The following is a 20,001-nucleotide window of genomic DNA, read 5'->3' on the forward strand; positions in this document are numbered from 1 at the left end:
GCCCAACTCCCCCCCCGCGGGGCCCGGGGCGCGGGTGGCCCGGCCCGGCGGTATCCCGGCGCTGGGGCCCCCCCGCCCCGGGCGGGTGCCCCACCGGGGAAGGGTGTGCTGGTCAGGGGCGCGGCAGGGTGCAGCCGGGCAGGGTGAGGTCGAGGCGGTTGCCGGCGGCGAAGCAGGCCGGGATGCCGTAGGTCTCCTGGGCGTAGTTGATGCCCTGGCGGACGGTCACCACGCCGTTCTGGTCCACCTCGCAGGGGTTGTTGTCGGTGCAGCGCTGGCCGTCCTCGTTGCCGGTGTTGTTCACGGCGACGACCTGGCCGGTGTTGACGTCGACCACGGGCGAGCCGGAGGTGCCGCCGATGGTGTTGCAGCTGGAGGTGTAGCGGACCGAGTCCTTCCAGGTCCAGGAACCCTCCTTCAGCCGGTAGACGAAGCCGTCGATCGAGCAGGAGTAGATCCGCTTCCAGTACCCGGAGACGACCTTGATCGCGGTGCCCTGGGTCGGGTGGCCCGCCGCGATGGTCAGCGGGGCGATCCCGTACTTCGACTGGATCGCGGCGTAAGTGGTGTTCAGCTGGTAGATCGACACGTCGGTGTCGGTCATGGTCCCGTAGACCACCTTGGTGGCGCGCAGCGTGGCGGCCCTGCCGCCGGTCGAGTTGAGCAGCGAGAAGCTGCGGTTCGAGGACTGGTTGACCACGACCTCACCGGGGGCGGGGAATCCGCTCTCCAGGCAGTGGCCGTTGGAGAGGACGAGCGCCGGGTCGGTGGCGGCCGAGCCGGGGAGCCGGACGAGGGAGCCGGAACAGTTGCTGAGCGCCACGGTCCCGGCGAAGTTCACGGCGGCGGGCGCCTGGAGCTGGAGGTCCTGGGGCTGGTGCCCCTGAGGGGCAAGCTGGAGGCCCGCCTGCGACCGGGGGGTGTCGGCGGCGGGTGCCTGCGGGAGGGCCGCGGCGGTGGGGGCTCCGGCGAGGGCGGTGGCCCCGGCGAGCAGGAGCGCGGCGAACATGCCTATGAGCGGCTTCTTCATGAGAGACCTCTCGTTGTGGGGGTGCACCAAAGCTGGCGCGGACATGACGCAATGTCAAGGGCGCACCCACATCGGAGCGGTCAGACGGCCAGGCCGGCCGAACGCGGCCTCAACTTCCTTGCCAGTGGCGGCGGCCGACGCTGATCAGCCGCAACTGGAACCGCGCGGTGACGGCGATCCGCCGCTCCCGGCCCGGATCGCCGGCCTCCTGCGCCTCCAGGAAGGCGGCGGCCGTGGAGACCACGCGGTCGACGTACAGCTCGGCCAGCATCCGCAGGTCCTCCGGGCTCCACCCCCGGGACACCGACTGAAGCTCGAGCGCGGCGCCCACCTCCTCGGCGAACCGCCCCAGCTCGGCGTCGATCGCCTCCCGCACCTGCCGCACGCCCCCGTGTCGCTCGCGCGCCAGGAAGCGCACGTGCGGGTGGTGCTCGCGAACGTGCTGCTCGATGACGTCCACCGTCCGGTCGATCAGCTCCTCGGCCCCGCCCGCTCCGGCGAGCACCGAGCGGACCAGGGCGTGAAGATTGGCGAGCGACTCCTCGACCAGGGCCACACCGAGCGCGGCGAGGTCCGGGAAGTGCCGGTAGAACGCGGCCGGTGACAGCCCGGCGGCCCGGGTCACCTCGCGCACGCCGAGGCTCGCGAGGTTCTGATCGGCCAACAGGCCCAGCCCCGCGTCCAGCAACGCGCGCCGACTCTGCTGCTTCTGGGCCTGTCTGGCCCCCACGGTGTGACTCACGCCATTCAGTAAACAAGTGTTTGCCGAACTTGGCCAGTCGGGCGTAGAGTGGCGGAGGATTCAGCGAACAGTTGTATACCGAAAGTCGTGCCGACCCGTGCCGATCCGCGGCACGGCCACAGGAGGGGCCCGCCATGATCCTGCTCACCGCCCTGGTCGCCATGGGTGTCCTGATCGGCGCCGCCGCGCACACCTCGCTCCCGGTCTTCCTCACCGCCTCCGCCGCCATCACCGCCTGGCTGCTCGCGTTCGGCGCCCGCGAGGGCATCGCCCGCCTGCGGCAGCGCTGAGACCTCACTCCCCCCTCTCCTTCGTGGAAGGACCAGCCGTCATCATGAGCACCGCCACGAGCACGGGCACGACCACGGCCACGAGTACCGGCACGACCACGAGTACCGCTGCCGGTGCGACGCGCCGTCACACCACCGCCGAGGCCGACAACCTGGCCGTCGCCTCCTTCCTGCTGGGCCTCCCGGGCCTGCTGATCTTCAACCTCGTCCTCGGACCGCTCGCCATCGTCCTCGCCACCCTCGCCCTGGTCCGGGGCACCCGCCGCCGTGGGCGCGCCGTCCTCGGCCTGGTGCTCGGCGTCACCGCGCTGGCCATCCTCGCCGTCACCACCTTCGGCGGGCACGGCGTCCTCTGGCAGTTCGGCGACTGACGCCCGCCCGCCGATGCCCGGCTGTCCGGCTGCCTCGCTGTCCGGCTGCCCCGCCGCCCGGCACCGGCGTCGCTCCCCGGCCGCCCCTAGCGAGCGCCGGCCCGGGGAACGGAACCCCGCCGCTCGAACGACCGATCCAGCCAACCTTCGGCGCCGCGGCCGCTCGCCCCCGTACTGTGGCGACATCGGCCGGGTGAACACAGGGGGCTGGAGTGACGACCGAGTACCAGAGTGACGTGCAGGGACGGGCCGGGGCGCCCGGAGGTCCCGGACGGGCAGGCCGGCTGCTCGCCGTGAGCGACCTCCACGTCTCCTACCAGGAGAACCGCGACCTGGTGGAGAAGCTGCAACCCGACTCCCCCGACGACTGGTTGATCGTCGCGGGCGACGTCGCCGAACTCACCACCTCCATCGAGTGGGCCCTGGGCCTGCTCGCCGAACGCTTCGCCCGGGTCATCTGGGCCCCCGGCAACCACGAGCTCTGGACCCATCCCGAGGACCCGGTGCAGTTGCGCGGCGTGGCCCGCTACGAGCACCTGGTGGAGCTCTGCCGCCGACTCGGAGTCGTGACCCCCGAGGACCCGTACCCGGTCTGGGAGGGCCCCGGTGGACCGGTCGCCATCGCGCCGCTGTTCCTGCTGTACGACTACTCCTTCCGTGCGCCGGGCACGACCACCAAGGAGGAGTCCCTCGCGGTCGCGTACGACAGCGGCGTCGTCTGCGCCGACGAGCGGATGCTCCACCCGGACCCGTTCCCGGACCGCGACTCCTGGTGTCGCGAACGCGTCCGGCTCACCGAGCAGCGGCTCGCGGCCCACGACCCGGACCTGCCGCTGGTCCTGGTCAACCACTATCCGCTGGTCCGCCACCCCACCGAGGTCCTCTGGTACCCGGAGTTCGCCCAGTGGTGCGGCACCGAGCTGACGGCCGACTGGCACCGTCGTTTCAACACCGCCACGATGATCTACGGCCATCTGCACATCCCCCGGGTGACCAACTACGACGGAGTCCGCTTCGAGGAGGTCTCGCTCGGCTACCCCCGGGAGTGGCGCAAGCGCGGCCTGCCCAACCCGCTGCTGCGGCAGGTCTTCCCGCAGAAGCGCTGAGCCACGCGGCGGAGTGAGGCCGCTCGACCGACCGCCCCCTCACTCCGCCGCGATCGCCCGGAGCACGTCCAGCCGGGCCGCCCGGCCCGCCGGACGGAGGCCGGCCACCGCGCCCGCCAACAGCCCGGCCGCCAGCACCACCGCGAGCTGCGCCGGCGGTATCGCGAACGAGCCCGTGCCCGCGCTGTCCGAGGCCCGCACCAGCGCCCAGCCGAGGAAGACCCCGAGTCCGAGCCCACCGACCGTCCCGAACGCGGCCACCAGCACCGACTCCCAGCGCACCATGCCCCGCAATTGCGCCCTGGTCTGTCCGACCGCCCGCAGCAGGCCCAGTTCCCTGGTCCGCTCGTGCACGGCCAGCGTCAGCGTGTTGGCGATGCCGAGCAGTGCGATCAGCACCGCCAGCGCCAGCAGCGCGTAGACCACCGAGAGCATCATGTCGACCCCGCCGGCGGCGCTCTCCGCGTACTCGTCCCGGTCCTGCACCCGCGGGTTCCCGAACGGCGCCGCGGCCTTCTCGACGGCTGCCTTGCCCGCGCCCAGGCCCACCCCGTCCTTCAGTCCGACGGCCACCATGGTGTCGGCGTCCTGGCCGCGGTGCGGCGCCCAGGCCTGGCGGGTTATCAGGTAGTCCCCGGCCAGCCCGCCGCCCTCGTACAGGGCGCGGATGGTGAACGGCCCGTTCGCGCCGTCCGTGAAGCCGACGGTGACGCTCTGACCGAGCCGCCAGCCGTGCTGCCCGGCCTCGCTGCGCGAGACCGCCAGCCCGTCGGTGCCGAGCGCGTCGAGGGAGCCGTCGACCCGGCCGAGGTCGACGATCCCGGCCAGCCGCGCCGGATCGGTGACGTCCAGCGTCCGCCCGTGGCCGTCGATCCGCGCGACACCCCGGCCGAGACCCACCGTCTGCCGGACCTCGGGCAGTTGGGCCAGGGTGTCGGCCAGCTTCGGGCTGACCCCGCTGCCGCCCGCGCCGAACGAGGGGGCGGTGACGGCGAGATCGCCGGCGAAGGAGGACTCCACCGTGTCGTCCAGGGTCGCCCTGATCGAGGCGCCGAACACCGTGAACAGGGTGACCACCGCGACGCCGATCATCAGGGCGCTCGCCGTGGCCGCCGTCCGGCGCGGATTGCGGGCCGCGTTGCGCCGGGCCAGCGTGCCGGAGACCCCGCGCAGCCGGGGCAACGGCGCTCCCAGCGTGCGCACCGCGAGGGCCGCCGCGACCGGCCCGAGGACCACCACCCCGGCCAGCACCGCCACCGCGCCGGCGGCGGTCAGCGTCACCGACGGCCCGTCCGTCGCGCCGATCGCGGCAGCCGGGGCTCCAGCCGCGACCAGCAGACCGCCCAGGACCACCCGGACCACGCCGGACCGCCCCTCGGCCGCCCGGTCCACCCCGGTCTCGCGCAGCGCCGCCAGGGGCGCCGTCCGCCCGGCCCGGACCGCCGGCAGCAGCGCCGAGCCCACCGCCACCACCGTGCCGGCCAGCAACGGCAGGACGACGGCCGCCGTGCTGATCACCATGCCGCCGGTCGGCAACGAGAAGCCGAGCACCGAGAACAGCGCCTTGAGCCCGGCCGCCACCCCGATGCCGCCGAGCACCCCGCCGAGCGAGGCCAGCACTCCGACGGCCAGCGCCTCCGCCAGCGTCGCCCCGAGCACCTGGCCGCGCACCGCGCCGAGCGCCCGGAGCAGGGCGTTCTCCCTGGTCCGCTGGGCGACCACGATGGCGAAGGTGTTGTGGATGGTGAAGGTCGCGACCAGCAGCGCGATCCCGGCGAAGACCAGCAGCAGCGTGGTGAACATGGTGAGGAACCGCCCGGACACCATCGCGGTGCTCTCCTGGGTGGCCGCCGCACCGGTGATCGCCTCCACCCCGCCCGGCAGCTGCGGGGCGATCCTGGCCGCCAGCTCGCGCTGGGAGACCCCGCCCGCCGCCCGGACCTGGATCGAGCTGGCCTGGCCGGCGCCCTTCGGGGTGAGGTAGCGCTCGGCGTCCGCGGAGCCGAGCGCGGTGAAGGTGCTCGGCCCCATCCCGTCGGCGCTGTCCCCGAAGGTGGCGATGCCGACGACGGTGACGGTCACCGGGTCGGGGGTGCGCAGCACGGTGGTGGAGCCCACGTGCAGCCCGCCGGTCTTCGCCGCGCCCCGGTTGATCACCGCCTCGCCGGGAGCCACTGGGGCACGCCCCTCGGCCAGCTTGTACGGGTTGAGCCGGCTGTCGGCCAGCCAGTTGCCGGCCAGGGTCGGCGGCCCCTGCCCGCCGATCGGCTTGCCGTCACTGCCGACCAGCTGGCCCGCGCCCTGGATGGACGGCTCGGCCGCCGCCACCCCCGGGACGGCCCGCAGCCGCTCGGCCAGCGCGGCGTCCAGGGGTGCCCGGACGCCGCCGGGCGTACCCGGGGAGTCCAGGACGTCGGCGCTGCGGACCACCACGTCCGTCCCGGCGTTGGCGTCCGCGAACAGGGTGTCGAAGTTGGCCCGCAGGGTGTCGCCGAGCACCATCGTCCCGGTCAGGAAGCTGACCCCGAGCAGGATCGACACGAGGGTGCCGGCCAGGCGTCGCTTGTGCGCGCGCAGCGAGCGCAGGCTGAGCCGGGCGGTCGTCGTCGTGGACGTCATGACCGCCCCCGTTCGAAGGCCTTCATCCGGTCCAGCACCCGGTCGGCGGTCGGCCGCTCCATCCGGTCGACCAGCCGGCCGTCGGCGAGGAACAGCGCCTCGTCGGCGTAACCGGCCGCCGTCGGGTCGTGGGTGACCATGACCACCGCCTGCCCCATCTCGTCCACCGCGCGGCGCAACAGCCCGAGCACCTCGCCGCCGGTGCGCGAGTCGAGGTTCCCGGTGGGCTCGTCGGCGAAGACGACCTGCGGCCGCCCGGCCAGCGCCCGGGCCACCGCGACGCGTTGCTGCTGGCCGCCGGAGAGCTCGCTCGGGCGGTGGTGCAGCCGGTCGCCGAGGCCGACCACGTCGATCAGCGCGTCCAGCCAGGCCTGGTCGGGCGCGGCGCCGGCCAGGTCCAGCGGGAGGGTGATGTTCTCCCGGACGGTGAGCGTGGGCACCAGGTTGAAGGCCTGGAAGACGAAGCCGATCCGCTCCCGGCGCAACAGGGTGAGGCGCCGGTCGCCGAGCGGGCCGAGCTCGGTGTCACCGATGTAGGCGCTGCCGGCGGTGAGCGTGTCCAGCCCCGCCGCGCAGTGCATCAGGGTGGACTTGCCCGAACCGGACGGGCCCATGATCGCGGTGAACCGCCCGGCCGGGAACTCGACCGTGACGTGGTCGAGTGCCCGGACCTCGGTGCCGCCGACGCCGTAGATCTTGACGGCGTCGGCGACCCGCGCGGCGGTGCCGCGCACGACGTCGAGGGTGGTCACTTCCCGGCACCCCCTCGGAACCGGCCGCCGCCGTAGGGCCCGCCGTCCTGCGGGCGGCGCGGCTCGGTCAGGACGGCCCGCCGCGCGCGGTACTCCTCGGCGTCGATGCCCCCCTCGGCGTAGCGGCGGCCCAGGACGGCCAGCGGGTGGTCCGGCCCGGCTCCGCAGCCCCGGCGCCAGACCGTCCGGCGCAGGAGGACGATCACGAGGAACACCACGGCGGCCCAGGCCAGCGGGATCAGCAGGATCCAGGGGCCCGGCCAGTCCCCGTCGTGGTCGGCCAGCAGCGTGTACATGGTGGTTCATCTCCTCGGCGGTCGGCTTCAGGGACCTCGGGACGGTTCCCGAAGTGCCTTGAGCCTCCCGCCGGGGGCCCTACTCCCGCGTCCTCCGGGGAGCGGCAGTCGCGATACTCCCGCGGGAGTACGGACGCCCGCCGGGCAGGGCGCGAGGAGTACGGACGGTCCGGGTCGCCGGGGCCGCGCCCGGCCCGGCCGCGCCCCGGCCGGACCGGAACCCGGCCCGGCGACGCCCGGGACGGACCGGACCTCAGCCCAGCCACCCCGGCCGGACCAGCCCCGACTCGTAGGCCAGCACCACGAGTTGCGCCCGGTCGCGCGCGCCGAGCTTCACCATCGCCCGGCTGACGTGCGTCTTCGCGGTCAGCGGGCTGACCACCAGCCGACGGGCGATGTCCTCGTTGGAGAGCCCCATGCCCACCAGCGCCAGCACCTCGCGCTCCCGCTCGGTGAGCACGGAGATGTCCGCGACCCCCGCCACCGCGGCCTCCGGCGCCTTGGAACGCGCGGCGAACTCCCCGATCAGACGGCGCGTCACCCCCGGCGAGAGCAGCGCGTCACCCGCGACCGCGACCCGGACGGCGCGCAGCAGCTCGGTCGGCTCGGTGTCCTTGACCAGGAACCCGGCCGCTCCCGAGCGCAGCGCCTCGAAGACGTACTCGTCCAGCTCGAAGGTGGTCAGCACGACCACCCGCACCTCGGCCAGCGCCGGGTCGGCGGCGATCCGCCGGGTCGCCTCCAGACCGTCCATCCGGGGCATCCGGATGTCCATCAGGACGACGTCGGGCAGGAGTTCACGGGCCAGCCGGAGCGCGGCCTCGCCGTCGTCCGCCTCACCGACGACGGTGAGGTCGTCCTGCATGTCGAGCAGTGCCCGGAAGCCCGCCCGGACCAGCAGTTGGTCGTCCGCCAGCAGTACCCGGATCACTCGCCCGCCCTCTCGCTCCGGCCGGTGCCATCCGACCGCTCACCCGGGCCGCCCGCCCGCTCGCCCCGGTCATCCGGCCGCTCGCCCGTGCCGCCCGTGCCGGAGCCACCCGTGCCCGTACCGCCCGTACCCGTGCCACCCGGCCGCTCGCCCGTCGGCAGCACCGCCCGGACCCGGAACCCGCCGCCCGCCGACGGCCCCGCCGTGATGGAGCCGCCGAACGCGGCGACCCGCTCCCGCATCCCGGCCAGCCCGCTGCCCGTCCCGCCCGCATCCCCGGGCGCGGCCGGGCCCGGGTCGTCGACCTCGACGACCAGGGCACCGGGATCCGTCCAGTCCAGCACGACCGCCGCCTGCCGGGCGATCGAGTGCCGGATCACATTGGTCAGCGCCTCCTGGACGATCCGGAACGCCGTCAGGTCGACGCCGGCCGACAACGCCCGCCGCCCGCCCACCTCGTGCACCTCGACCGCCAGCCCGACCCGGTCCGCCTGCTCGGTCAGCTCGTCCAGCCGGTCCAGCCCGGGCGCCGGGCCGCGCGGCGCCGCCGCCCCGGGCGTCCGCAGCGTCCCGAGCACCTGGCGGACCTCGCCGAGCGCCTCCTTGCTGGTCGCCTTGATCGTGGTCAGCGCCGTCCGCGCCTGCTCCGGCCGGCTGTCGATCAGCGCCAGCGCGACCCCGGCCTGGATGTTGATCAGCGACAGGCTGTGCGCCAGGATGTCGTGCAGCTCCCGCGCCATCCGCAGCCGTTCGTCATTGGCCCGGCGCTGCTCCAGCTGCTGCTGGTACGCCCGGTGGGCGGCCAGCTGCTCACGCCGGAAGCGGACGATCTCGGCGACCGCCCCCACCAGTAGCAGCCAGGCGACCAGCCCCAGCTCCTGCCACCACGCGATCGTCGCGGGCGCGACGCGCTGCCAGTCGGCCGGCACCGCGAAGGTGATCAGCGCGTGGACCAGGTAGACCCCGCCGAGCCCGGCCCAGGCGGCCCGGCGGTGCCCGGCGCCCACCGCCGCGCAGCAGGCGATCACCCAGCTCAGGAAGACCGGCCCGTACGGGTACCCGGCGACCAGGTACACCGCCGTGACCAGCGAGGTGCCCGCCACCACCGCCACCGGCCGCCGACGGCGCAGCACCAGCAGCGCGGGCCCGAGCAGCAGCAGGAGGTAGCCGAAGGCGTCCAGCGGGACCCGCCCGCTCTGGTGCCGTCCGGCCGCGGTCGACCCCGCGACCTGCAGCACCGCCACCACCACCGCCGCGGCCACCGGCCAGCCCGCCTTGGCGGCACGCACCCACGGCGGGCGCCACGGCTCGGCGTGCCCGTCGGGGGGCGCGGCGCGCCCGTTCGGGGGTTCACCGGGCCCCTTCGGGGGCGCGCCGGGCCCGCCCGGCGCGGGGTGCTCCCCCGGCGGCGGCCCGGAACGCGCCGACGGCGGCGGGGGTGAGGGCGGCGTCATGCCCGGAAGGCTAGACCCCGCACCCGCCCCGCCGCGTCACCCGAGGGTTGCGTCCGGGCGTACTCCCGGGGGAGTACGCCCGGATCCGCCGCACCCCGCACCGCCGGCGCCGCTCCCCCGGCCCCTGGATCGCTACTCCGCCTCCGCCGCCTTCGCCGTGGCCTGCTCGGCGGTCGCCGAGGGCTCCGGCCGGGCCAGCGTCACCACCAGCTCCCCGTCGGCCACGTCCGCGATCAGCGTGTCCCCCTCCTGCACGCTCCCGTCCAGCAGCAGGTCGGAGATCCGGTTGTCCAGCTCCGACTGGATGGCCCGGCGCAGCGGCCGCGCCCCGAACTCCGGCTGGTAACCCCGGTTCACCAGCCACTCCTTGGCCCCCTCGGTGACCTCCAGCAGCACGTCCTGCGCCTTCAGCCGGCGCCGGCTGCGGTCCAGCATCAGGTCGACCACGTCGAGCAGGTCCTTCCGGGTGAGCGAGTGGAAGACGATCACCTCGTCGATCCGGTTGAGGAACTCCGGGCGGAACCGCTGCCGCAGATCGCGCATCAGGTCGTCCCGCAGCGCCGGATCAGGAGCTCCGCTCCGGGCGTCGGCGCTCCCGGCGTGGTCGAGGATCCGCTGCGAACCGATGTTGCTGGTCATGATCACCACGGTGTTGCGGAAGTCGACCGTACGCCCCTGGGAGTCGGTCAGCCGCCCGTCGTCCAACACCTGGAGCAGCAGGTTGAAGACGTCCGGGTGCGCCTTCTCGACCTCGTCGAAGAGCAGCACGCTGTACGGCTTGCGGCGGACCGCCTCGGTGAGCTGGCCGGCCTCGTCGTAGCCGACGTACCCGGGCGGGGATCCGACCAGCCGGGAGACGGTGTGCTTCTCCTGGAACTCGCTCATGTCGAAGCGGATCATCCGGTCCGGGTCGCCGAACAGCAGCGCCGCCAGCGCCTTGGCCAACTCCGTCTTGCCGACGCCGGTCGGCCCGAGGAAGAGGAAGGAACCGGTCGGCCGCTCCGGGTCGCCCATCCCGGCCCGGCCGCGCCGCACCGCCTGGGCGACCGCGGTGACCGCCTCGTCCTGGCCGATCACCCTCTGGTGCAGGTGCTCCTCCAGCTTGAGCAGCCGCTCCCGCTCCGTCGCGTTCAGCTCGGCGACCGGGATGCCGGTCCGCCCCGACAGCACCTGCGCGATGTCGTCCGCGGTGACCGCGACGACCTCCTCGCGCGACTCGGCGAGCGCGGCCAGCTCGGCCTCGGTCTGCCGCAGCTCGGTCTTGAGGTTGGCGGCCCGTACGAACTCCTCGTCCGCGACGGCCTCCTCCAGCTCCCGGCGCAGCTTGGTGATCCGGTCCTGCACCGGTACCGCCTCGGTGGAGCCGCTCAGGCTGCGCAGCCGCACGCGCGCACCCGCCTGGTCCAGCAGGTCGATCGCCTTGTCGGGCAGGAAGCGGTCGCTGACGTACCGGTCGGACAGGGCCGCCGCGGCGTCCAGCGCCTCGTCGGTGAACCGCACCTGGTGGTGCGCCTCGTACGCGTCGCGCAGCCCGTGCAGGATCTCGACGGTCTCCTCGACCGTCGGCTCGGGCACCAGCACCGGCTGGAAGCGCCGCTCCAGCGCGGCGTCCTTCTCGACGTGCTTGCGGTACTCGTCCAGCGTGGTGGCGCCGACCACGCTCAGCTCGCCGCGGGCCAGGGCCGGTTTGAGGATGTTGCCCGCGTCCATCGAACCCTCGCCGCCACCCCCCGCGCCGACCACGGTGTGCAGCTCGTCCAGGAACAGGATCACGCTCTTGTCGGCGGCCGTGACCTCGTCGATCACCGTCTTCAGCCGCTCCTCGAACTCGCCCCGGTACTTGGAGCCCGCCACCAGCGCGGTGAGGTCGAGGGTGACCACGCGCCTCTCCTTGAGGCTCTGCGGCACGTCCCCGGAGACGATCCGCTGCGCCAGGCCCTCCACGATCGCGGTCTTGCCGACGCCCGGCTCGCCGATCAGCACCGGGTTGTTCTTGGTCCGCCGGGAGAGGATCTCGACGGTCTGCTCGATCTCCTCGGCCCGCCCGACCACCGGGTCCAGCCGGCCGGCCCGCGCCTCCTCGGTGAGGTCCCGGCCGTACTCGTCCAGGGTCGGCGTCCGGCTCGGGTGCGCGCCGGTGCTGCCGCGTTCACCGCCCACGCCGCGGCCGTCCAGCACCGTGCGCAGCGCCTCCTGCGAGGGCGCCGCGTTGTGCAGGGCCACGCCCGCGCCCGACCGCTCCTCCTCCAGCAGCGCGCCGAGGATGTGGTCCGGCCCGATGTAGGAGGCGCCGACCGCCTGCGAGCGGGCGTGCGCGGCGAGCAGCGCGCGCTTGGCCGACGGAGTGAGCGAAGGCTGCCCGCCCGCGCCGACCTGCTCGCCTCCCGCCGGCAGCTCCTTGCTCACGTCGTCGGCGAGCCGGTCCGGGTCGATGCCCGCGCGCTCCAGCATCCGGCGCGAAGGGTCCACCCGGGTGGTCGCCCACAGCAGGTGCGCGGTGTCCAGGTCGCGGCTCCCGTCCTCCGCGGCGCGGCGCGCGGCGAGCGCCAGCAGCTCCTGCGAGGACTCGCTCAGCAGCCGTCCGATCGGCACCCGCTGCACCGCGGGCGGGGAGGCCAGCGGACTCATCCCGAAGAACCGGCTGAGCAGGTCGGAGAACGGATCGTTCGATCCGAACGGGGGCATCGTCACGGTGGATCACCTCTCCCAAGCGGGTCTTGGGGCCACACAAACACAGGCCGCGACGGCCCGCCTCTCGGCGGATCCGCGCCCTCACCCGCGCGAAACCACGGCCCGTCACCCCGTGAAGCGGTCGATCAGCACGCCACCGCTGTAGGTGACGGCCATCGCCAGCACGCCGCCCGCCAGGTTGCGCAGCACCGCCCGGACCGGGCCCGCGCCGCCCAGCCTGGCACTCGTCCACCCCGACGCGGTGAGCGCCACCAGCACGGCGAGCACCGTCACCGCCAACCGCCACGACTCCGGCGGCAGCAGCACCGCGAGCAGCGGCACCAGCGCCCCCAGGGTGAAGGCGGCCGCGCTGGCGAGCGCCGCCTGCCAGGGATTGGTCAGCGCCTTCGGGTCGATGCCCAGCTCGGTGTGGGCGTGCGCGGCGAGCGCGTCCCGCTCGGTGAGCGCCACCGCGACCTCGCGGGCCAGCCGGTCGTCCAGCCCGCTGCCGCGGAAGAACCCGGTCAGCTCGTCCAGCTCGCCCGCCGGGTCCTCGGCGAGCTCGCGCCGTTCCTTGGCCAACGCGGCCCGCTCGGTGTCCCGTTGGGTGCTCACCGAGACGTACTCCCCGGCCGCCATCGACATCGCCCCCGCCAGCAGCCCCGCCACGCCCGCCGCGAGCAACGCCGTCCGCGAACCGGACGCCCCGGCGACACCGGTCACGATGCCCGCGGTGGAGACGACGCCGTCGTTGGCGCCGAGCACGGCGGCCCGCAGCCAGTTGAGCCGTGCGGACAGCTCGGCCCGGCTGTCGCCGCTCCCGTCGGCCGCCGTCACCCCGGCGGAGCGCTCGCCCATCCGGGACCACTCCCTTTCACGCCCGTCGCGGCTCGGACCGTCGCGGCCCGGTCCGTCGCCGCTCGGACTTTCACGACTCGGCCCGTCGCCGCTCGGACTGTCACGGCCCGGTCCGTCGCCGCTCGGACTGTCACGACTGGTCCGTCGCGGCTTGGACTGTAGCGGCGCGGTCCGTCGCCACTCGGACTGTCACGGCCCGGTCCGTCGCGGCCCGGCGTCCTCCCCGGCCTCTCGATGATCACCCGGACCGTCCTGGGCCGCACGCCGCCGCACGTCCGTCAGCAGCTTCCCCAGCAGCCCGACCAGCTCGGCCCGTTCCCGTTCCGACAGCCCGCTCACCAGCTCGGCCTCCCGGCCCAGCACCACGTCCACCGACCGCTCGACCAGCTCGTGCCCGGCCGCCGTCAACGCCACCAGCACGGCCCGCCGGCCGCTCTCGCCCGGATCGCCCGGTTCCCGCGCCACCAACCCCTGCCGCTCGGCGCGCGCGACGCGCTGCGAGATCGCCCCCGCCGTCACCAGCGTCCGGCGGGCCAGCTCCCGGGTGCTGAGCGTGTACGGCGCGCCCGAGCGACGCAGCACCGAGAGCAGGTCGAGGGTGGCCGCGTCGATCCCGGCCGCCCGCAACGCCCGCGCGCGGTCGTCCGTGAACTGCTTCGCCAGCCACCAGATCGGCGTCACGATCTCGATCGACCCCGTCGGCGTGCCAGGCCGTTCCCGCCGCCAGGCCTCGGCGATCTCCGCCGCCGTGATCTCCGCCCGCTCCACCATCCCGCGCACTCCATCCCCTGCTACGTTTAGGCCTAAACGTACACCGGAGGGGGTCCCGTGTCCCAGACCACGCCGCGCACCGTGCTCGTCACCGGCGGCACCAGCGGCATCGGCCGCGCCATCGCCGAACTCTTCGCCGCCGACGGCGACGACGTCGTCCTCACCGGCCGTCACCCCGACACCGTCGAACGCACCGCCGCCGAACTCTCCGCCCGCGGCGTCGTCTGCGACGCCACCGACCCCACCCAGGTCGCCGCGCTCGCCGCCGGCCTCCCCGAGGTCCACGTCCTGGTCAACGCCGCCGGCGGCCTCCCCGACCCGGCCCCGGACCACCTCCCCCCGCTCGACGCCCTGCTCGCCGGCTGGCAGGCCAACCTCGCCCAGAACCTCCTGACCGCCGTCCTCACCACCACCGCCGTCCGCCCCGCCCTCGCCCCCGGCGGCTCCGTGATCAGCATCGGGTCCATCGGCGCCGAACGCCGCGGCGGCGCCTACGGCGCGTCAAAGGCGGCCCTCGCCGCGTGGAACGCCGCGCTCTCCGCCGAACTCGGCCCGCTCGGCGTCACCGCCAACGTCATCGCCGCCGGCTACGTCGAGGGCACCAACTTCTTCCGCGGTGCCCTCACCCCCGAACGCCGCGCCGCCCTGATCGCCGAAACCCACACCAACCGCCCCGGCACCCCCGCCGACATCGCCCACACCGCCCACTTCCTCGCCTCCCCCGGCGCCCGCCACCTCACCGGCCAGACACTCCACCTCAACGGCGGCGCCCACACCACCCGCTGACCCCTCGACACGCCCCGCCCACCACGGTCCGCCGGTCGGGATCCCTAGCCGCGGACGGCTGAGACGCCGAATGCCCCGAACCGTGATCGGTCCGGGGCATTCGGGCTGGTGGGCGGCGCGGACGGTTCGAACCGCCGACCGCTGCTTCGCAAGTTCGATCAGCGCCCTCACTCACGAGCGGCTCACCGGCGAGCTGCGGGTGCGGCGATCCCCGGCGAACGGCGCCGGTCGTTCGTCCTCGCCAACGTGGAGGTCAGCCGCCTCCAGCGTGCTACCAGGCGGCCCAGGGGAGGTTCCAGCCGCTGAGGCCGTTGTCAGGGGCGACGGTCTTCTCCTTGGTGTTCACGATCGTGACGACGTCGCCGATCAGCGAGCTGTTGTAGAACGACCCGGCGACGGAGGTGTCGCCGCCGCCCTCCACGTCCTTGAGCGAGACGCAGCCGTGGCTGGTGTTGGCCTTGCCGAACAGGTCCTGCTTGTACCAGGAGTTGCCGTGGACGTAGGTGCCGGACCTGGTCAGCCGCATCGCGTGCGGGACGGCGGGGATGTCGTACTCACTGCCCAGACCGACGGTCTGGGAGTTCATGTGGGTGACCCTCTCCTTCGACATGATGACCATGATGCCGCCCCAGGAGGGGTGCTTGTCGTCGCCGAGGGTGGCGGGCACGGTGGTGGACTTGCCGTCCCGCACGATCGTCAGCTGGTGCGTGGCGGCGTCCGCGGTCGAGACCTGGGAGCGGCCGATGGTGAACGGTTCGTCCTTGTCGACGTCGCCCCACACGCCCGGGGCGACTTCGACGTTCTTCAGCCGGTAGTGGATGGTGACCTTGGTGTTCGGCTTCCAGTACTCGGACGGGCGGAAGTCGATCCGGTTGTCCCCGAACCAGTGGCCCTTCACCTCGGTGCCGTTGTCCGTCTCGAAGGTGATGGCCTTGGCGACGGCGTCCTTGTTCACGACCTTGGTGCTGAAGTCCACCTTGACGATCATGCCCACGCCGTAGGTCTGACCGTCGGCGATGTTGTCGTTGGTCGACATCTGCTTGCCGGGCGCGGCGGTGGTGAAGGAGCTGGTGGCCGCGGCGACCAGACCGTCGGCGTCCTTCGCCTGGGCGTTCACCGTGTACGCCGTGCCGGGGGCGAGTGCGGCGGCGGGCTTCCAGCCGGTGCCGTCCGGGTCGATCGAGCCCTGGACTGGCTTGCCGTCCTTGTCCGTCACGTCGACGGTCGTGAGCTTGCCGTGGGAGGCGGACACCCGGAGCGCGGTCGGCGCGACCCCTTGGCTCCCGTCCTTCGGCTCCACGTCCAGCACCGCGGTCGACGTCCTCGGCGTCGCCGCCTCGGACGCCCCGCCCGAGGCGGCTCCGGAGGCGGATCCGGAGGCGGCGGGGCCGGCCGACGCGGCGTCACCGCCGCCCTCTCCCTGGCCGTCGCCGCAGGCCGCCGTCATGAGCAGGACCCCGCCCATCACCAGTGCCACCGCGCCGCGGTGGAGACGGTCGCTGGTGCGTATCGCGGCCCGGGCCGCCCGAACAGTGCTCACAGTTGCTCCCTCTCGGTGTTTCGCCGTCAGCTTGTGCGCCGGTTCGTCCCGGCCGCAACGGTGGGCCGGCGATCAGGGACGCGGGGACGCCGCTACCCGGTTTGAGCTGGGAAGACGTAATCTTCCTGGGACGCGTTCGCGGGGCCCAGGGATGGCGCGGCCGGCTGCGGAGGTGCCCTCGGGGGAACCGTGGGACGGTCTGCGGCGTGCTTGTCTGCTGGAGCTCGTGTCGGCCCGCGTCCGGGTGGTCCGGTGGCCGGTGACGGCCGGAGCCGGGGGCGCCGCCGAGGGGGTTCACGAGCCGGTGGAGGAACAGTGCCAGAGGGGACCGGGGATTTGCGGGAGGCGGACGAGGTCGCGCGGCTGCTCCAGGAGCTGAAGAGCCGGTCGGGGCTCAGTTACGGCGCGCTGGCAAAGCGGCTGCACGTGAGCACATCGGCCCTGCACCGTTACTGCAACGGCGATGTGATGCCGGTGGAGTTCGCCCCGCTGGAGCGCCTCGCGCGGCTGTGCAAGGCGACCCCGGAGGAGCGCACCGAGCTCTACCGGCTGTGGGGCATCGCCCACGCGGCGCGGGCGAACCGGCAGACTTCCGCGCCCGCGCCCTCACCCGCATCCGCATCCGCATCCGCACCCTCACTCGCACCCGAGTCCGCGGCTGAACCCGAGCCCGCAGCTGCGGCGGAGGCTTCGCCAGCGGCTCCGGTGGCGCGGACGGTGCCGGACACCGCTGACGCGCCCGGACCGGAGGAAGAACCGGCCACGGGAGGCGCCACCGGGGCCGGCGCGGCCGCCCCGGAGCGCGCCCCCGCCGTACCGCCGCAGCGGCGCGTGCGCCGGGGTGTACTCGCCGCCGTGACGGCCGCAGCGGTGCTCGCCGCCGTCGGGGCCGTCGCCACCCGCCTTCAGACCCACTCGGACGGTCCGCCCGCCTCCGTGCCCGCCCGGGCCGTTGACGCCGGTCCGTCCGCCGAATCCCCGACGCTGGCCCCTGTCGCCGAGCCCGTCGGCGCCGCCACGGCCGGCGCCGCGGACCAGGGCGCGAGCGCCCCGATCGCCGTCACGGTCCAGCCCTCGGGCTGGGACAGCGAGTGCGACCAGTACGTGGTCGACCGTCCGCCGTCGGAAGTCCCCCGCCCGCCCGCGCCGGTGGACGTCCCGGCCTGGGTCTCCCGGGTCGGCGCGGTCCCCGGCCACTACCAGTCGATCGATCTCACCGTGCAGGGCACCGGCAGCGAGACCGTGGTGCTGACCGCCCTCAACGTCCGCATCGCCCGGATCGCGGCCCCGCTGCCCTGGAACGCCTACTCCATGGGCGAAGGCTGCGGGGGCGGACTCGCCGTCCACTCCTTCGACCTCAACCTGGACGCGGCCCGCCCCCGCCCGGTCGTGACCGAGGGCAGCACCGGCCTGCCGGTCAAGGTGAGCGAGCGGGACCCGGAGGTCATCGAGGTGACCGCCAGAACCACCTCCCACGACGTCAGCTGGTACCTGGAACTGGAGTGGACCAGCGGCAACCGCAAGGGCACGCTGACCATCGGCCCCGGCGCGGGCACGCCCTTCCGCACCAGCGCGGTCAAGGGCCGGCCGCTCTACCGCTACCCGATCGACGGGAAGGCCTGGGAGCCCAGCCCCTTCCAGCAGTGACGGCCGAGCGGGGCCCCGCCACCGGCGCCCCGCCGTCCACCCCCTCCCCCGGACCCGGGCCGAAACATCGGTGAGTCGCCCGTACGTGGCCCGGGCCGACCCGTCGCTGTTTCGAGGTGTGCAGCGACCTCTCAGTTCCTCTACCCGAGCACCGGCGCGCGCCCGGGTGCCTACCGGCTCGTCCTTCTCCTAAGTAGGAAGACGCTGCGTCATGTGCGTCACACAGGCCGGAAAACAGCCTCAACCTACGCGAAAGGCCATGACGTCCCTGACGCAATCTGACCGCTGCGTCACACAAAACACAGGCCAGAACACCGACAGGTCCCTGTACGCCGACAGCACGAAGAACCGCCGGACGCGGGCGATTCCGCTGGCGGTGATATGCATCGCTCCGCTGCGGTGGCGACGGTTCCAGCAGACGAAGCAGCGGGAGGACGCCGGCCGGGAGTGGGAGGAGACCGGGTACGTGTCCACCACGCGGACCGGTCGGCCGATCGAGCCCCGGAACCTCAGCCGGTCCTTCGAGCGGATCGGCGCCGACGCCGGTCTTCCGCGCATCCGCCTCCACGACACGCGGCACGGCTGCGCGACGATCCTGTTCGCCGCCGGCGTCGCCCCGCGGGTGGCGTGATGGAGATCCTGGGGCACTCCCAGATCGCCGTGACCATGAACGTCTACACCCACGTCTCGGAGGAGACCCGGCGCGAGGCTATCGGCCACATGGACCGCTTGCTCAAGAGGCGCCGCAAGACCGACTGACATCAGCCCTTGCCGTCAATCAGTGCAGTCAAAAGGCCCGCAGCATGATCGCTGCGGGCCTTTTGTGCTGGTGGGCGCGGACGGTTTCGAACCGCCGACATCTGCTTTGTAAGAGCAGCGCTCTACCGCTGAGCTACGCGCCCCCGGTCGTGGCCCGGGTGGGGCGACGACGACTGCCTAGAGTACCTGGTCCTCGGGGCTGCGGGGTGCAGGTGGTCGGGGAGTGGGACGGGTGGGGTGCCGGTGGGGTGGGGTGATCGGGAAGAATGGGCGGTGGATCAGCGGTCGGAGCAGGGAGCGCGCAGTGAGGGTGGCCGGCGGGAGCAGGCGGGGGCGGCGGCCGGGGGGTGCGGTGGCCGAGGCGCTGGTGTTGCCGCTGGTGGTGGCGGGTGCGCTGGGGGCGGCCGGGGCGGCGGCGTTCGGCAGTGCCGGGGCCGGGCGGGGTGGCGGCTGGTGGGGGCGGCGCGGCGGCGAGGGCATGCGGGCGGACGCCAGGGCGGCCCGGGATGCGGCGCAGCAGGCGTTCTACGAGCTGGACTCGACGCAGCGCGAGGTGCGGCTGGCGGTGGAGACGGTGCGGGCGGCGGGGGACAGTGCGACGGCGCAGCGGGCGGCGGCGGACTTCGAGGCGATCTCCGGCCGGGTCGACCAGGTGACCGTGAACTACCTGGCCGCGCTGGACGCGCACGACCTGGACGCGGAGGAGCTGGAGTCCGGGGCGGCGGCGCGGGCCCGGCATCAGTTGGAGGACGTGAAGGGGCAGCTGGGGCAGGCGCAGGCGGAGCTGAACGGGTTCCTGCAGCGACTGCAGCCGGTGCTGGACCACGCCGAGTCGCAGCTGATGCGGGTGACGCCGGCGGTGGAGCAGGCGAAGCGGGCGTTGCTCGCGGCGACCCACGCGCTGGAGGCGGTGCGCGGGGCCGGGCTGAAGGCGGATGACCTGGCGGGCCGGTTGGCCGAGCTGGCGCCGGAGCTGGGGAAGCTCAACGAGGGGGCGGCCCGGCACGGGGTGCCGGCGACGCTGCAGCGCGCGGAGCGGGTGAAGGAGCGGGCGGAGGCGATCGCCGCGGACGCGGAGCACCTGCCGGAGCGGGCGCGGGAGATCGACCGCCGGGTGGCCAGCCTGCGGACCCGGATCCAGGCGCTGGAGACCAAGGCCGCGACGGTGGAGCCGGCGCTGAGCGAACTGCGCCGACGCTTCTCGACCGCCTGCTGGCAGGACCTCCAGCGGGTGCCGGAGCAGGTGGCGGAGACCGGGCGCGCCGCGGAGGCGAAGCTCACGGAGGCGGCGCGGGCGCGTGACGAGCAGCGCTGGGCGGACGCGACCGGTGCGATCGGGACGGTGCGCGCCCTGCTGGACACCGCGGACGGCTCGGTGG

Annotated in this window: 17 protein-coding genes, 1 tRNA gene and 1 pseudogene; 7 read left to right on the forward strand and 12 right to left on the reverse strand. The window is 74.1% G+C overall.

The window, feature by feature from the left end:
- Window positions 1-112: 112 nt before the first annotated feature.
- Entirely contained in the window at window positions 113-1,030 is a 918-nt protein-coding gene (locus tag ACFVHB_RS22770) for a serine protease (RefSeq protein WP_380325127.1), read from the reverse strand.
- A 109-nt stretch (window positions 1,031-1,139) separates the two neighbouring features.
- Window positions 1,140-1,772, reverse strand: a complete 633-nt coding sequence (locus tag ACFVHB_RS22775; protein WP_380325130.1) for a TetR family transcriptional regulator — start codon at window positions 1,770-1,772, stop codon at window positions 1,140-1,142.
- 134 nt (window positions 1,773-1,906) lie between these two features.
- Between ACFVHB_RS22775 and ACFVHB_RS22780 the strand changes: the two genes are divergently transcribed.
- The 3 genes from ACFVHB_RS22780 to ACFVHB_RS22790 all read left to right on the forward strand — a co-directional run bounded on the left by ACFVHB_RS22780 (window position 1,907) and on the right by ACFVHB_RS22790 (window position 3,539).
- The gene (locus ACFVHB_RS22780; RefSeq protein ID WP_380325133.1) at window positions 1,907-2,062 is read left to right on the forward strand and encodes a hypothetical protein; all 156 of its coding nucleotides are present in this window, start codon (window positions 1,907-1,909) and stop codon (window positions 2,060-2,062) included.
- Between the two features lie 44 nt (window positions 2,063-2,106).
- Window positions 2,107-2,433 (forward strand): hypothetical protein, encoded by a 327-nt coding sequence (locus tag ACFVHB_RS22785; RefSeq protein ID WP_380325136.1) that lies wholly within the window; start codon window positions 2,107-2,109, stop codon window positions 2,431-2,433.
- A 212-nt stretch (window positions 2,434-2,645) separates the two neighbouring features.
- Window positions 2,646-3,539, forward strand: a complete 894-nt coding sequence (locus ACFVHB_RS22790) for a metallophosphoesterase family protein (protein ID WP_380325139.1) — start codon at window positions 2,646-2,648, stop codon at window positions 3,537-3,539.
- 39 nt (window positions 3,540-3,578) lie between these two features.
- Here ACFVHB_RS22790 and ACFVHB_RS22795 read toward each other — a convergent pair whose 3' ends face one another.
- The 8 genes from ACFVHB_RS22795 to ACFVHB_RS22830 form a co-directional block, all read right to left on the reverse strand.
- Window positions 3,579-6,158 carry an FtsX-like permease family protein gene (locus ACFVHB_RS22795; RefSeq protein ID WP_380325142.1) on the reverse strand — a complete coding sequence of 860 codons (2,580 nt, stop codon included), beginning with the start codon at window positions 6,156-6,158 and terminating at the stop codon, window positions 3,579-3,581.
- A complete protein-coding gene (locus ACFVHB_RS22800) occupies window positions 6,155-6,910 on the reverse strand; it encodes an ABC transporter ATP-binding protein (protein WP_380325145.1) in 756 nt (251 codons plus the stop codon). Before ACFVHB_RS22800 ends, ACFVHB_RS22795 begins: the two co-directional genes overlap by 4 nt.
- Window positions 6,907-7,206, reverse strand: coding sequence for an SHOCT domain-containing protein (locus tag ACFVHB_RS22805; RefSeq protein WP_380325148.1), 300 nt, complete (start codon window positions 7,204-7,206; stop codon window positions 6,907-6,909). Before ACFVHB_RS22805 ends, ACFVHB_RS22800 begins: the two co-directional genes overlap by 4 nt.
- A 253-nt stretch (window positions 7,207-7,459) precedes the next feature.
- The gene (locus tag ACFVHB_RS22810; RefSeq protein ID WP_380325150.1) at window positions 7,460-8,137 is read right to left on the reverse strand and encodes a response regulator; all 678 of its coding nucleotides are present in this window, start codon (window positions 8,135-8,137) and stop codon (window positions 7,460-7,462) included.
- Window positions 8,134-9,426: a sensor histidine kinase gene (locus ACFVHB_RS22815; protein ID WP_380325153.1), complete on the reverse strand. Its 1,293-nt coding sequence runs from the start codon at window positions 9,424-9,426 to the stop codon at window positions 8,134-8,136. Before ACFVHB_RS22815 ends, ACFVHB_RS22810 begins: the two co-directional genes overlap by 4 nt.
- A 297-nt stretch (window positions 9,427-9,723) precedes the next feature.
- A complete protein-coding gene (locus ACFVHB_RS22820) occupies window positions 9,724-12,276 on the reverse strand; it encodes an ATP-dependent Clp protease ATP-binding subunit (RefSeq protein ID WP_380325183.1) in 2,553 nt (850 codons plus the stop codon).
- A 111-nt stretch (window positions 12,277-12,387) separates the two neighbouring features.
- The gene (locus tag ACFVHB_RS22825) at window positions 12,388-13,119 is read right to left on the reverse strand and encodes a VIT family protein (protein ID WP_380325156.1); all 732 of its coding nucleotides are present in this window, start codon (window positions 13,117-13,119) and stop codon (window positions 12,388-12,390) included.
- A 189-nt stretch (window positions 13,120-13,308) separates the two neighbouring features.
- Window positions 13,309-13,890, reverse strand: coding sequence for a MarR family winged helix-turn-helix transcriptional regulator (locus ACFVHB_RS22830; RefSeq protein ID WP_380325159.1), 582 nt, complete (start codon window positions 13,888-13,890; stop codon window positions 13,309-13,311).
- 57 nt (window positions 13,891-13,947) lie between these two features.
- Here ACFVHB_RS22830 and ACFVHB_RS22835 point away from each other — a divergent pair, with 57 nt between their 5' ends.
- Window positions 13,948-14,676 (forward strand): SDR family NAD(P)-dependent oxidoreductase, encoded by a 729-nt coding sequence (locus ACFVHB_RS22835; protein WP_380325162.1) that lies wholly within the window; start codon window positions 13,948-13,950, stop codon window positions 14,674-14,676.
- Window positions 14,677-14,947: 271 nt separating this feature from the next.
- Here the strand turns inward: ACFVHB_RS22835 and ACFVHB_RS22840 are convergent, their stop codons facing one another.
- Window positions 14,948-16,216 (reverse strand): Ig-like domain-containing protein, encoded by a 1,269-nt coding sequence (locus ACFVHB_RS22840; RefSeq protein WP_380325165.1) that lies wholly within the window; start codon window positions 16,214-16,216, stop codon window positions 14,948-14,950.
- 315 nt (window positions 16,217-16,531) lie between these two features.
- Here ACFVHB_RS22840 and ACFVHB_RS22845 point away from each other — a divergent pair, with 315 nt between their 5' ends.
- Window positions 16,532-17,863 (forward strand): helix-turn-helix domain-containing protein, encoded by a 1,332-nt coding sequence (locus ACFVHB_RS22845; RefSeq protein ID WP_380325168.1) that lies wholly within the window; start codon window positions 16,532-16,534, stop codon window positions 17,861-17,863.
- A gap of 325 nt (window positions 17,864-18,188) precedes the next feature.
- A pseudogene (locus tag ACFVHB_RS22850) lies at window positions 18,189-18,622 on the forward strand (tyrosine-type recombinase/integrase); the annotation flags it as partial.
- A 68-nt stretch (window positions 18,623-18,690) separates the two neighbouring features.
- Here the strand turns inward: ACFVHB_RS22850 and ACFVHB_RS22855 are convergent.
- A tRNA-Val gene (locus tag ACFVHB_RS22855) sits at window positions 18,691-18,765 on the reverse strand.
- Window positions 18,766-18,974: 209 nt separating this feature from the next.
- On the opposite strand from ACFVHB_RS22855, the gene ACFVHB_RS22860 reads away from it, so the two are divergent.
- The coding region (locus ACFVHB_RS22860; RefSeq protein ID WP_380325171.1) for a hypothetical protein at window positions 18,975-20,001 on the forward strand (1,027 nt) is incomplete at its 3' end.

Source organism: Kitasatospora sp. NPDC127111, assembly GCF_042677465.1.
Taxonomy (GTDB): domain Bacteria; phylum Actinomycetota; class Actinomycetes; order Streptomycetales; family Streptomycetaceae; genus Kitasatospora.